Consider the following 14,106-nt stretch of genomic DNA (forward strand, 5'->3'; position numbering starts at 1 on the left):
TTAACTTTAATCCCGTAACTGACGGTTATACGAGACCGTTGTGTGTCATTAAACTGAATAAAAATATGAGTTGGGACTTATTTATTCAAGACTGGGGGAATGTGAATTCGTTAGATGAGATACCAGATGATTTCACTCCTAAACCTATTGGTAAAAGATCTGAAATAATAAATAAGATGAGAGAAGTTGAACCTACTATAGACTTCTCAGACTCTTCGTGGGGTAAACTTGAAAATGATCAATTTTCGATTGAATTTAATATGGGAGACAAGGAAAAATTATATGGATTCACTATGCATATTAGAGGAAATGAAATGGTAATTCCGTGTATAGCCAATATCCTTTCGAAACTTAGCTTAAAAGCAGCAGATGGATCAAACCCTAATTTCTTTGACGTTGAAAATTCGAAAAATGACATTCAAAAATGGATAACTTATAGAAATAAAATATTGAATAAATAAAACGAACACACAACAAAATGTATAGTTAATTGCTTGCAGATTTATCCTTCGGACAAATCTCGCAAAACCAAAAGTTCATCTCTTTTAATTAACTTTACAAACAAAAAATCGCAAATAACAATACACAAAACGTTGTAACCAATGCCGAAAAAATGAATGGTAAGAATATATTTTGACAAACAAATCTTCAGTCACCTGTTCAAACAGGAAAAAGCTCAATATGTCAAACTATTGAATCAAATCAGGAAACAAAAGGCAAGTTTGTTCTGTTACTCTCACGCACATCTTCGAGATTTAAAAAACGATAAAACAAATATTAAATATTCCGAATTAGAATTTATGGATTCAATTGTGAATGATAATTACCTATCATACCACGCAATTGAAAAGAAAACCTCTTGCTATTTAGCAAGACCTTTAGAAGCATTTGCAGATGTTGAAAAAGAAACAGATGATATTGATTTCTCAAGCATCTTTGATTTTGACACGAGCGACCTAAATCCAGAAGACCAAGAAAAGTTTGAAAATGCAAAAACTCTCTTAACCGAAACAAAGTTAGATTTCAACTTTCCAGAAATGGAAAACTTGGACTCGTCAATAACTGACCCATTAAAAAACTTTCTTCCTTTTGGCAGAGAACCAATGAGTATATTGCAATGGAGTGAACACTTTATGGGAATGCTTAAAAATATGCAGGAGGATAAATCTGTGTATAAGGGATTGAGAAACGTTACAGACAAGCATATTAACAATGGAAAGTTTACTATTGACTATGACGAGATAGATTTCAATGAAGACTTGAAAGATTCTCATCTTCAAAAGACGTTTATAGAATATGTGAATAGTAATTTAAATCCAAATGGAGACAAGGAAATATCAAAATATGACTTTTTTACAAACGCATACTTTACTCTTGATCTTTTAGGTATAAGTAAAGAACCATCTAAAAGTGTTAGATTCAATAATATGCTAAATGATGGGATTCATAGTTATTATGGAGCTTACTGCGATTGTGTTGTTTCAGACGATAATGGTTTTTTGAAAAAAACCAGAGCACTTTATAAGTTACTTGGAATTGACACTAAAGTTATTCACGCTGATGAATTCATCCAATCTTTTGACTTTATTGTCGAAAAGGAAGAAAAAGACCAAAATACTTTTTCCGAACTTTTAGTGAATGATTTGAAAAATGGATTGATTGTAGATTCTTATAAATCTATTGATATAAATAGAGAGACAAATACAATTAAGCCTGTTCATAATTATTTGGGATTCTTTAATAGAATTGATAAAATCCTTGAGGATGGTAAAAGCTACCTTTATTTTTATCGAAAAACCAATAATTATTCAAACTTCACATTTATAAGAGAATACGAATTAGTTGTTAATAATGCGGTTGAAATTTTTGGAGCGGATAAATATTTTAAAGAAAGATTTGAATGGGAAAAAGAAAAGGATTTGATTCAATCCAATAAATGGTATGGACGAATATGGGACTTTGAAACTTTTACTTTAAAAATTGAGACAAATAAAGGTTCAGGTAAATTAAGTATATTGATATCAATAAAATAAAAAGCACTGGTTACAACAATGGCTATAATTCATTGCGGTTGTATTCCTTATCGGAATTCAACGCAAATTTCCTATCTTTCGGCTACGGCGGAAAGAATCCTGCGGATTTTTCCGCAACGAAATCATAGCCGAAACCGTTGCCACCAATTAAAACAAAACGCAGAAATAGAATATGTCATTTCAAACACCAATAACGATTTCTGATGCTATTGAAAGAATAGAATCAAATAAATTTTTACTTCCAGCTATCCAAAGAGAATTTATCTGGACACACTCGAAAATCGAATGGCTTTTTGACTCAATTATGAGAAACTATCCAATAAGCTCATTTCTATTTTGGAACGTAGAAGAAAGTACCTCAAAAAATTATAGATTTTACAAATTCATAAATGAATATCGAGACAGATACAAAACTCACAATGAAGAAATTTCGACAAATGGAATTAACTCATTTAGCGCAGTTTTGGACGGACAACAAAGACTGACTTCTTTGTATTTAGGCTTAAAAGGGAGCTTTGGCTACAAAGAATACAGAAGAAAATGGGAAGATACCGAATGGAGCATTCCGACAAGACATTTATACCTCAATATTTCTAACGAGTTGACCGAAGAAGAAGATGGTAGAATTTACGAATTCAGCTTTCTTAAAAAAGATTTAACCCAAGAACGTGAAGTTTACGAAACCGAAGATAAAAATTGGTTCAAAGTTGGAGCAATCTTAAACTATTCGGATGACGAAACATTTGACAACTTCGTTGAAGAATTTGAAAATAGCTTTTCACGAAAAGCCATAAGACAATTAAGGCGAACAATTGTAGAAAAGTCCATTATAAACTACTTCCTTGAGAAAGAACAAAGTCTTGACAAGGCTTTAAACATTTTCATAAGAATAAATAGTGGTGGCGAACCACTAAACTTTTCTGACCTATTAATGTCTATTGCTGTTGCCAATTGGACACAGAAAGACGCAAGAAAGGAAATTCACAAATTAGTTGATACTGTTCGAGATAAGGGGTATTCAATTTCAAAAGACTTGGTGCTAAAGTCATTTTTGTATTTGCATAGTAAAGACATTAAATTTAGAGTAACCAACTTCTCAAAAGAAAACGCAAAGGAATTTGAAACAGAATGGGAACAAATTAGAGATGCAATTCTATCAACCTTTGACTTGATAAAATCATTTGGGTTTACAGACTTTACTTTAACCTCAAAAAATGCTGTGATTCCTATAATTTACTATTTGTATCATAAAGGAATTTACAGAGACTTTTCAAATAAAATTGAGTTTAAACAAGATCGAGAGAGTATTAAGAAATGGTTACATATTGTGCTTATAAAAAGACTTTTCGGTGGAACTTCAGACAATGTGCTTTCACAAATGCGTAGAGCATTTACAGACAACATTTCGGAAACTAAAATTAAAGCTGTAATTTCAAACTTCCCGATTGACACAATTTTCAACCACATAAGAAAAGACACGAGCGTTGGAGATGAATTTATTGAAGAAATATTATTTACGCAGATTGACAATCAATATTCTTTTTCAATTCTTTCGCTATTGTATCCGAATTTAGATTATAAAAACAACAATTTCCATAAAGACCACATTCACCCAGCTTCAACTTTCGGAAGTTTAAGTGAAGATAATAAAGAGAAATATGGATGGAGAACTTTTAACTCTATCTATAATTTGCAGATGCTTGATGCAAATGAAAATATGTCAAAAAACGACTTAAACTTAAAAGACTGGGTTGACAAAGAAACTAATGAAAATAACAGAGAACAATTTTTGAATTTACACATAATTCCAAATGTGGACTTGACATTAGAAAACTTTAGTGAATATCACGAAAAGAGAAAGGAAATACTAATGAACAAATTGAAAACACTACTGAATTAAAAATAACTAGTGGCAACAATGTGTATAAGTAATAGCGGTTTAAGTGATAAAACGAAAGTATAAACATAAAACAAAGGTCAGTGCAAAACCGAAAGGTTTGTGAGTAAAAATCCGATACTACTCATACACGAGACCGTTGCCCACAATTATGAAAAAAATCCTACTGACAATAATATTGACTTTTCAAATTGGGATTATAGTTGCTCAAAAAAATCAATCTGAATTGATAATTGGAACCTGGCGTTTTGAAAAAGAATGTGATTTAAGAACCGACAAAGAAAAATCTGAATTTGTAAATGTTGCTATTGACCCAATAGAAACTGAAAATGGAACTGGTTATTCCGACAGGACTTTTAAAGAAAACGGTGAATTTGAATTTTACTATAACTCAGATCATACGAATATTGGAACATACCGAATTGAAAATGACAAACTGATTATTGAGCGACGTTTATCCAAAGAAATAGCGAAAAACCGAAAAGAAGCAGTTGATTTGCATTTAAAACGGAAATTAATGATAAAAAAAAAGGACGGATTTTATTATTTCAAACCGCTTGGATTGGATTTAAAATCAGTCTCTGATAATCGAATTGAATTTGGGACTGAAAAACATTATACGATTTGGAAACGGATAAAATAACTGTGGGCAACATCGTGTATAATTAATAAGATTGAATTTCCTCACCGGAAATTCAATCTTATTAATTATCTTTCCGCAACATCGGAAAACGACTCGCGTCCTTTTCCCGCAAAAAAATCATACACAAATACGTTAGCAATAATTAGAAAAAGAATATGAAAATAGAATACTCAGAAGAAGAAGATCAATATTATTCATTGGTAACCTTAAAATCACTCAATCAATTTAAAAAAGACAATCGACCGGTAAACGACTTTATATGTATTGATTTTTTTGGTTTTGGAGATAAACCCAGCAAAGAACAATTAAATGCTTATAAATTTCTCTTAGAAAATGAAGAAAAGATCTTTAATTCTTTAATCATTGGAGCAGTAAACTCATATAATTCCATTTACTTAAAGAGATTTGAAAAACACATAGAGTTCTTGCCTAAAATTACAGATACCTGTGATTTTGAAAAAGCTATATCAATTGAGAATATAATAATTTCTGATAATCATAAAAATGATTCCTCATTTATTATGTTCAAAGGTGAATGTAGCTGGGATGAGGAACATGGAGTTTGTATTGTTATGTTAAAAGATGAATTTATAACAATGCAGTCTTGGGACTATTACCACTGATAAACTATTGCTAACAAAGTGTATAATTAATTGCGGCTGAATTTCCTCACCGAAAATTCAATCTTATTAATTATCTTTCCGCAACAACGGAAAACGACTCGCGTCCTTTTCCCGCAAAAAATCATACACAAATACGTTAGGCAAAATATGAAAAAGACTATTATTATACTTTTGACTTTGGGATTTACAATCATTTCATCCCAAGCACAAAAAATTAAAAATGAAAACAATGCACTCAATAATGTTGACAATCGGGGAATACCAAAAAGATTAACAAAAATAAAAAAAGAGAAAAAAAGGCATGATCTAGGTAGTGCTATCAAAGTTCACATTGACTCTGAAAATCAAATCTTTGTAAACAACAAAAAAGTAAGTATTGATGAGTTAAAGAAAGATATTCGAAATTATGAATCTAAGTACAAATCAAAATCAGTTATTATTTTTACATCAAGTAAAGCTACAAGTTTTGGTTTTTACATAGAAGTAGAAAACGCAATGCTTAGAGAAATAAAATATTTGAGAGAACTACTTGCTAACAGAAAGTTTAAGACAAATTTAGATAACCTTTCAGACAAGCAATTACTTGAAATTAAAGAGGTATATCCTCAAGAAATAATTGATTGACAATAATACTTTGCCTAACAAAATGTATTATTAATTGCTTACGGATTTATTCCTTCGGACTAAATCTCGCAAAAACCAAAAATTCATCCCTTTTAATTAACTTTACAAACAAAAATCGCAAATAACAATACACAAAACGTTATATCAAATTATGGACTAACTATCAAGCTCTACGAAATTTAATAAAATTGAAACATGAAAACATACTTGGAACTAGACACGTCAGAAAATTCACTTTTTTGTAGGATAGAAATAAAAAAAGGTCAATTTATTGAGATAGAAGAAGGATTGATTGGAGAAAAAGGTCAAAAACGAAGAACTAAGCCTAAAATAGAGATAGAAAAGGCATTCTTAGATTTAATTGAAAAATATATTCAGAAAGGGTATATAAAAAGTGATGAACCTACCATTGAAATTAGTACTGAACTGCTGAATCTTTTGGATTGTAAGGACATTGTGATTGGATTAAAAAAGTACTTTCGTTATTTAGTTGTTTCTGACGAAATTCTTCCTGTCTTTAATGCTATTATGGATACAGGTAAGGAAGTAACAATTAAGGATAACATTCTAAATATTGAGTTTGATACAGCAACACTTAGAGCTAGCTTACCTTTAAAAGGTAAATCAGACAAAGATTATAGCTCCTGGCCTAAATCATTTCAAGAAATAGTAAAAAGACATAGTTGGATTGAATTCCCACAAATGAATTGGGCTCTACACCTAGGAGATATAAAGCACAAAAACAAAACTTTTTTGTCTTATTCGGAAATTCTAAAAAACGCAAAATGTGATATACCAAACTACATTAATGATCCTTCTAAAATATTCTGTCCTTTCATTGATTATGGTAGTTTTATATTTTACCACCCCACAATAAAAAACTCTTATGGAGAACCAGCTTTGTTCAGTGCTGATAATGTTAATTATAAAACGGAAAAACCAGTTGACTGGAAAGTTGGAGATTTATTTTTATTAAAAGCGGCAAGAGTGATTGACTTAGATCATACCAATATAGTTCTTCCTGAGATACCGTATATTTAAAAAATAAAAATGATATAACACCATGTAAAATGCATTAAAACGCATTTTACATTAAACGTTAGCAACCATTAGAATGAAACAACTTCAAATCATAATTTTTCTTTTTTTCAGCATCAGTGCTTTTGGACAAAAAGTGACATATAATCACGTTGTTGATTCAACAAATGCGGAAACCAAAGAAGTAATGAATCTTTTTGAAAACTACTTGTCATCAAACCCACAAGACAAAACAAAAAATCCCTTTTGGAATATTGAAGAACAACAGAATCATAAGAATTTCGACTTCTTGGAAAGCGAGTTTCAGCCTTCACTTTATATGGGATTTCCAGTTCACATTTTAAGCATAAAATTCAGAAATGAAATCTGTGTAATTAAAGCCCAGTTTTCTTATTGCAAAGAAGATGGTAGCCCTTACGTTTTGGCGATTGCGAACTATTTCGCGAAAAAGGAAAACGGAAAATTCAAATTATTCAATGCTTTAACTGTGAATAAACAAACTTGGAATTGTACAACAGTAGGTGTTGTGGACTTCTTTTATCCTACATCCCATAAGTTCGACTACCAAAAAGCTCAAAAGCTTAATCGTTTTATAACTGAAACTTGTAAGAATTTTGGTGTAAAGCCAAAACCTTTTGAATATTATCTCGCTGACGATTATGATGAAATTCAAGTGTTAAAAGGGCTCGATTATTACATTGGTATGGGCGGGCAGTTAAAACCAAGCGGCAAAGCAACTGACGACAAAGTTTATTCTGGTGGTTTGGGAGAATATTATCCGCACGAAGCTTTCCACGTTCAAATAGACGAACACTTTCCAGACAAGCATTTTTGGGTTTCCGAAGGAGTAGCAACATTATTGGGAGGAAGTCGTGGAAAAAATTTGGATTGGCATATAAAACGGACAAACCTCTATTTACAGAAACATCCTAAAATAGACCTAAACAATATGCTCAAGCTAACTAACTTGGATGGCGAAACTTCCTATCATTATGTTTTGGGTGGACTAATAGCAAGGAAAATATTAGAAAAAGGTAGTTGGAGTTTACTCAAAGAATTTATGTCAAGTGGAAAAACTGATGAGGACTACTACAAAGCGATTGAAAAATACCTAGATATAAATAAGTCTGAATTGAATGACTATATTAGAGAACAATTACAGTTTGAATCAAAAAAATAACGGTTGCCAACAATATCCAAACTGAACGCAAAACGAATGAAAAAGAAATTAAAGCAAAGTATTCTGACTTCTTATCTGATTGGAGCACCAATTGGAATTTTTGTTGTTTTCGCAACGATTTTTGTTCCAAGCTTCTTATTCGGAGAAGGACTTATAACAATTGCTATTCTTGGAACTTATGGAGTTTCAACAATCGGACTTGTAGTTGCGTTTTTGGTTGCTCTATGGATTGGCGGAAAATTAGCGCACAAGAATATTAAAAACGGAAAATCATTAATTCTGACTTCCTTTAAATATTCAGCTGTTGTGAATTTAATAATCTGGATGACTTTTTGTCTGATTGTCGGACTGACTATAACAGAGGAAAGATTTTTAATGATGATTCCACCAATTATTGCATTTGTTGTTTGTACCATTCTGACAACATTTACAATTGGACTTTTAATAACATACATGATAAAACGAATAAATAATAAACCAACTGAATTAAAAAATACTGTTGCCTACAATGTATAACCGCAATTACGGCGGATTCGAACGTAGTCGAATCCACTCAAAATTGCTTAAGCTAGTAAATAACTAAAATCTTTTGGCTAATTTAGCCCGATAACTGACGGGTTATACGAAGCCGTTGTGCATAATGTCCAAAAACCACAGAAAACAAATGAAAGACCTGAATGGAACTTGGTTAAAGATTAAAACAGGAGACGATTATTGTCGACCAGAATTTATTGAATTCACTAACGACCAAATTATCCATTTTGAACTTGAATTAAAACGCGAAAATGAATTATCAAAAGTCCAAACTGAATGGAGCGAGAAACTTTCCGAATCAAAATATGAATTCGTAAATGACAACCGAATAAGAATATTTAGAAAAGGAAAAACTCTCACGATTTTGAGCGAAACTGAGTCTAAAACAGAGGATACTGAATTTGCGACTGACTATGAAAGAATTGAACCAACCAAAACGGAACTTGAATCTAAAAAAATTGAAAAGCTCGAATTCAAAGCACACTGGAATAACGAGAAAATACCATTAACATTCAACAAAATTTTGGATAGTCCAGTAATCCAAGAACTCAATAAAAGAGTGAAAAGAAATGGACGGAAATTAATATTAGAAAATTTGCAAGGAACTTATTTCGCATCAATTTTCGAAAATGACGAACGAGAAACGCTAATCGGAATTAAGGAAATAGATGAGCAAAAAGCAATATTATTTGGATTTCCAGAAGAACCTTATGAAATAAAAGCTGAATAAAACACTATGCACAACAAAATGTATAGTTAATTGCTTGCGGATTTATTCCTTCGGACTAAATCTCACAAAACCAAAAGTTCATCACTTTTAATTAACTTTACAATCAAAAAGCGCAAATAACAATACACAAAACGTTGCCCACAATTTGAGAAAAATAGAGTACATATTATATTCACAGCCAATTCAAGAAGAATGGAATGACACAGAACTTTATAAAAAAGCGACTGAAATTAATGCGTTGATTAAAGTTGACGAGTATAATAATGAACTTATTTTATCCAAAGTAACAGACGATTTAATAATAGCAACAATTGACTCACATATTGAGGAAATAGACCCTAAAGATTATTATGACCAAATTGTTCCATTAGATGGTGGATTGCGAATTGAAAAAGACAATCTGATAATTGAACACCAATGTTGTAGTGAATTAAATGACTATCAAAATTGGAAAAAAATTATCACGGAGAAATCAAGAAAATGGAAAGAAATCTGGATTGGTCATCCATCAATTTTTTATCGTAACAAAGGAAACGAAATTGAATTGTCTGAATATTATGATGATTCGCCAAAAGACGAAGAGATAAAAACAAAATTGATATTTAACGAAACTGAGTTTATAAACGAATTGGAAAGAGCAAATTCAGAATTAGAAATATTTAAACAGAGAGTTTATCGAATCGTAGAAAATGGAAATTATAAAAATAAAGAAGTGCTAAAAAAAGCATTAATTGAATAAAAACTGTGGTCAACAAGGTGTATAATTAATTGCGGCTGAATTTCCTCACTGGAAATTCAATCTTATTAATTACCTTTCCGCAACAACGGAAAACGACTCGCGTCTTTTTCCCGCAAAAAACCATACACAAATACGTTGTACAACATTAACAATGAAAATAAAATTACTCATAATATTTTTATTTTTTGCTTTTTTTATTCTAAAACGTTAAATTTTATTCCCTTTAACATTTAATAAAATGGGTGAAAAATAAAGGTTTTGGGAATCAAGTATTTTCTATTTATCTTATTTCTTATTGAAAACATTTTTAAGCAAATACTGAATCGCTGCTTCTTGTGTTAACACTGATTGTTTCTTTTTTGTTGTTTGAAGTGAATTTACACTAAGTTCTTTTTGTAGCATTTCATATAGCACTATTTGCTCTTCTTTAGGAAGAGCTTTGGCTACTTGATATACTACTTGGGCATTCAATATTACTTTTTACTTTAATTAAAAAGCAATAGTAAGATATCTCTAGAATTGATTTCAAGATTCGCCAGTTTCTGCAAGCTTTTGCAAGGATTAGCCAACTTAGTCTACTTTCTGCTAAGATTCATAAGGTTTCTTTTTCTTATTTTTACTCTATTAATGAAGAACAATATTCTAGAAGTTCTGCATCATATCAATCCATTTTAATATAATTAATAATTTTGAAAAACAAGTGGATTTAAAGTATACTATTTGTTACGTCAGAAATGACTACGTAAATTTTTAATTGTTAAGGTATAGTCCAAATTTCACTAAACCTAGTAAAGTAGAAAAATATCACATAAAAAAATGTTTCAAATGGTACATGAGAAGCTCCAATTGCTTCCGCTCCAAATGAAACACTACACAAATGTAGTAAAAAAATCACTTTTAAACACAAAACATAGATTGACAAACATAAGCTTTACGCAAAAGCGAAAATAGAAACGCAAAAAACAAAAAAGTCTTACAAACACTCTTAAACACCTAAAATACAAATACATTAATATTTTAGATTTAGAAAAATATCATTTTACAAAAAAAACGCAAAGAAAACGCAAAACGCAAAAAAGAGTCATTCAACTACTAGAGGGGTAAAATTATCAACGATTCAAATTACTCTTTTATATAAAAAGAACATGAACTTATAAATACAAGAATACAATTTCTGTTTAAAATATTAGTGATTTATAAACTAGCTTTGCTAAAAACATTCTTTAACAAATATTTTATAGCTTCTTCTTTAGATAATATAGGTGATTTTAATTTATCAATTTTAGAAGGTTTGATAATGAACTCTTCTTGTAGCATTTCAAATAACCTCTTTTGCTCTTCTTTTGGAAGAGCTTTAGCCACTTGATATACTACTTCTGCGTTCAATATTCTACTTTAACTATTTAATTAAAGCACAATAGTAACGTCTTAAAAATAATAAGTCGAAGACTAAAGTAACCTAGCATAAACTAGCTCACTTTTTTGCAAAAAAACTTTATTTTTTTCTGTTATTTTATCAATAAAGAATAATCTTCTGGCAATTCAGCATCTATATCTCGTAAATATTTTTCTAAGGCTGTTATGGTAGTATGCCCTGTAATGAGCATTAGTTTACTTTTTGTTTCAAAAGGAGAATAGGTTTTTCGTAACTCTCTATATAGTTTTGTAATGAACGTATGCCTAAAACTATACAACCCATATTCTTTTCCTAACTTAAAAAACTCTTTTATCTTTTTAAATCTCTTAGTAAAATGATCTCTTTTATTTTCTTCTTCAATATCCCACTCTCCTCCTATTTCATTTTGCGTAAATAAAAATGATTTTCCGTCTTTTGTCGTAAGGTCTGGTAATTGATTGATTAATATATCTGGTATAATTTTTATTTTAACAGGACTATTTTTTGCTTTTACATATAGCTTTTTATCTTTAATATCAATATCCTCTACTCTAAGTCTACATACTTCTATTGGGCGCAAAAAATTATAGGAGATAAACTGAATAAACAATAGTAAATGTCTATCATTTTTTTCTAGATAATTATAAATATCTTTTTGAAGTTGTGGTGTGTAGGTTTTGTTTCTTTTAGGAATAGATTTTAAAACATTAATCTTTTTAACATAGTTCTCTTTGATAATCTCATTATCTTCTAAAATCTGAAATAGCGAACTTATATCGGTTCTTGTATTGTTTCTATTTCTTGCACTTGAGCTTTGTAAAACTTCATTTAAGTACTGAATAATCAACTTTTTATCTAAAGATTTTACAGATTGCTTTTCGTATCCTTTAGTTTTTAACCATTTTGAAAATCGATTAATTCTACTCTTGTATTTAGTAAAAGAGTTTTTATTCATCAATTTTTCTTTTAAACCCAACCCTAATTCAAAGGCTCTAACAATAGAAGTTTCTTCAATCTCAGTTATTGCTTCAGAATTAATTTGCACTTTTTGCGTTTTTTCTTGCGTTATTTTTTCTTCAACAGCAGTAACATTAGAAATAGTATTTTCGTTAGCATCACTAAACAATTCCGCTTCTAATGCTGAATTATCTTTATATGGGTTAAATCCTGCTTGAAGTAATTGTAACAATGCTTTTTGCATAGTACGCAAAAACGCAATACGCTCTCTCTTTGTTTTTAATTTATTAACTCCTGCTTTAATATAAGGCTGTCTTTGTAACTTCTGAGTTTTAGGATTTCTATAAGAATAATAAACAAACCAATCTTTATTCAAAGCTTCTTCTTTCTGTAATTTAGATAACTTTGACCATTCGGAAATTAACACTCCTCCTGTATAAATTTTGGGACTTGAAAAATTCAGTTTCATATCAAAAACGTTTACGGTAGTGTTTACGGTTTGTAAAAGTAACGAAGTTATAGGCATAAAAAAACGGATTGTCCATAAACAATCCGTTAATTTTATTAGCTTTAAGCTCTGTAGCGGGAACAGGACTCGAACCTGTGACCTTCGGGTTATGAGCCCGACGAGCTGCCTACTGCTCTATCCCGCGATATTGGACGGCAAAGATACAGACTTTAAAAACACTTTACCAAATTTATTTTAACTTTTTTTTCAAAAAACTATAAGAGCATTTTATAATCAACACTATAAAAAACACTTACCTTTGCACCTATGACACATAAAGCAGGATTTGTAAACATTATCGGAAACCCTAATGTTGGAAAATCAACCTTAATGAATGCTTTAGTTGGTGAAAAGTTATCTATTATCACATCTAAAGCTCAAACTACAAGACATCGTATCTTAGGAATTGTAAATGGAGAAGATTATCAAATTGTTTTTTCTGATACACCTGGAATTATAAAACCAGCATATGAATTGCAAGATTCAATGATGGATTTTGTTAAAGCTGCTTTTGATGATGCAGATGTATTAATTTACATGGTTGAAGTTGGTGAGAAAGAGTTAAAAAATGAAGCCTTTTTTAATAAAATAATTAACAGCAAAATTCCTGTCATTTTATTATTAAATAAGATTGATACTTCTAGTCAAGAACAAGTTGAAGAGAAAATCGAATACTGGAAAAAGAAAGTTCCAAATTCATTTGTATATGTGATCTCTGCTTTAGAAAAATTTAATGTAGAAACTGTTTTTTATAAAATTATAGAGTTATTACCAGACTCTCCTCCTTTTTATCCTAAAGATCAATTAACAGATAAACCCGAACGTTTCTTTGTTAACGAAACTATTCGAGAAAAAATCTTACAACATTACAAGAAAGAAATTCCTTATGCTGTAGAAGTAGAAACTGAGAGTTTTGTGGAAGAACCTAATATCATAAAAATTAGAGCTGTAATTATGGTAGAAAGAGAAACACAAAAAGGAATTATTATTGGTCATAGAGGAACAGCAATTAAACGTGTTGGTACTGAAGCTCGAAAAAGCTTACAACACTTCTTTGATAAAAAGATATTCTTAGATCTTTATGTTAAGGTGAATAAAAACTGGCGTTCAAACGATAAACAATTAAGAAGGTTTGGTTATAAAGAATAATTTAACATTCTTAAGTTTAATCTAACAAACTCTTTTACTTCGCATAACTTTTAAG

General features: G+C 30.3%; 15 protein-coding genes and 1 tRNA gene. 12 read left to right on the forward strand and 4 right to left on the reverse strand.

What is annotated here, in order from left to right:
- Nucleotides 1–65 precede the first annotated feature (65 nt).
- From Q1A46_RS15330 to Q1A46_RS15380, 11 genes are all read left to right on the forward strand, one after another.
- The gene (locus tag Q1A46_RS15330) at nt 66–461 is read left to right on the forward strand and encodes a hypothetical protein (RefSeq protein ID WP_299680633.1); all 396 of its coding nucleotides are present in this window, start codon (nt 66–68) and stop codon (nt 459–461) included.
- Between the two features lie 156 nt (nt 462–617).
- Nucleotides 618–2,033: a hypothetical protein gene (locus Q1A46_RS15335; RefSeq protein WP_299680635.1), complete on the forward strand. Its 1,416-nt coding sequence runs from the start codon at nt 618–620 to the stop codon at nt 2,031–2,033.
- 172 nt (nt 2,034–2,205) lie between these two features.
- On the forward strand, nt 2,206–3,933 hold the full coding sequence (locus tag Q1A46_RS15340) for a DUF262 domain-containing protein (RefSeq protein ID WP_299680637.1): 1,728 nt from the start codon (nt 2,206–2,208) through the stop codon (nt 3,931–3,933).
- A 148-nt stretch (nt 3,934–4,081) separates the two neighbouring features.
- Nucleotides 4,082–4,573 carry a lipocalin family protein gene (locus Q1A46_RS15345; RefSeq protein ID WP_299680639.1) on the forward strand — a complete coding sequence of 164 codons (492 nt, stop codon included), beginning with the start codon at nt 4,082–4,084 and terminating at the stop codon, nt 4,571–4,573.
- Nucleotides 4,574–4,728: 155 nt separating this feature from the next.
- The gene (locus tag Q1A46_RS15350) at nt 4,729–5,196 is read left to right on the forward strand and encodes a hypothetical protein (RefSeq protein WP_299680642.1); all 468 of its coding nucleotides are present in this window, start codon (nt 4,729–4,731) and stop codon (nt 5,194–5,196) included.
- Between the two features lie 147 nt (nt 5,197–5,343).
- On the forward strand, nt 5,344–5,820 hold the full coding sequence (locus Q1A46_RS15355; RefSeq protein ID WP_299680645.1) for a biopolymer transporter ExbD: 477 nt from the start codon (nt 5,344–5,346) through the stop codon (nt 5,818–5,820).
- 195 nt (nt 5,821–6,015) lie between these two features.
- Nucleotides 6,016–6,861 carry a hypothetical protein gene (locus Q1A46_RS15360; protein WP_299680648.1) on the forward strand — a complete coding sequence of 282 codons (846 nt, stop codon included), beginning with the start codon at nt 6,016–6,018 and terminating at the stop codon, nt 6,859–6,861.
- Nucleotides 6,862–6,934: 73 nt separating this feature from the next.
- Complete coding sequence (locus Q1A46_RS15365; protein ID WP_299680651.1) at nt 6,935–8,038, forward strand: hypothetical protein; 1,104 nt, start codon at nt 6,935–6,937, stop codon at nt 8,036–8,038.
- Between the two features lie 3 nt (nt 8,039–8,041).
- A complete protein-coding gene (locus Q1A46_RS15370; protein WP_299680654.1) occupies nt 8,042–8,554 on the forward strand; it encodes a hypothetical protein in 513 nt (170 codons plus the stop codon).
- 148 nt (nt 8,555–8,702) lie between these two features.
- Nucleotides 8,703–9,302 carry a hypothetical protein gene (locus Q1A46_RS15375; protein ID WP_299680657.1) on the forward strand — a complete coding sequence of 200 codons (600 nt, stop codon included), beginning with the start codon at nt 8,703–8,705 and terminating at the stop codon, nt 9,300–9,302.
- Between the two features lie 145 nt (nt 9,303–9,447).
- Entirely contained in the window at nt 9,448–10,041 is a 594-nt protein-coding gene (locus Q1A46_RS15380; protein WP_299680660.1) for a hypothetical protein, read from the forward strand.
- A 285-nt stretch (nt 10,042–10,326) separates the two neighbouring features.
- On the opposite strand, the gene Q1A46_RS15385 is transcribed toward Q1A46_RS15380, so the two are convergent.
- From Q1A46_RS15385 to Q1A46_RS15400, 4 genes are all read right to left on the reverse strand, one after another.
- Nucleotides 10,327–10,512, reverse strand: coding sequence for a hypothetical protein (locus Q1A46_RS15385; protein WP_299680663.1), 186 nt, complete (start codon nt 10,510–10,512; stop codon nt 10,327–10,329).
- A gap of 723 nt (nt 10,513–11,235) precedes the next feature.
- The gene (locus Q1A46_RS15390) at nt 11,236–11,427 is read right to left on the reverse strand and encodes a hypothetical protein (RefSeq protein WP_299680666.1); all 192 of its coding nucleotides are present in this window, start codon (nt 11,425–11,427) and stop codon (nt 11,236–11,238) included.
- 122 nt (nt 11,428–11,549) lie between these two features.
- Nucleotides 11,550–12,863 (reverse strand): site-specific integrase, encoded by a 1,314-nt coding sequence (locus Q1A46_RS15395; protein ID WP_299680669.1) that lies wholly within the window; start codon nt 12,861–12,863, stop codon nt 11,550–11,552.
- Nucleotides 12,864–12,974: 111 nt separating this feature from the next.
- Nucleotides 12,975–13,047, reverse strand: a tRNA-Met gene (locus Q1A46_RS15400).
- A gap of 122 nt (nt 13,048–13,169) precedes the next feature.
- Between Q1A46_RS15400 and era the strand changes: the two genes are divergently transcribed.
- Nucleotides 13,170–14,051 carry a GTPase Era gene (era, locus tag Q1A46_RS15405; protein ID WP_095069344.1) on the forward strand — a complete coding sequence of 294 codons (882 nt, stop codon included), beginning with the start codon at nt 13,170–13,172 and terminating at the stop codon, nt 14,049–14,051.
- Nucleotides 14,052–14,106 lie beyond the last annotated feature (55 nt).

It is taken from the genome of uncultured Tenacibaculum sp. (genome assembly GCF_947502995.1).
In the GTDB taxonomy this organism is placed as follows: Bacteria; Bacteroidota; Bacteroidia; order Flavobacteriales; family Flavobacteriaceae; genus Polaribacter.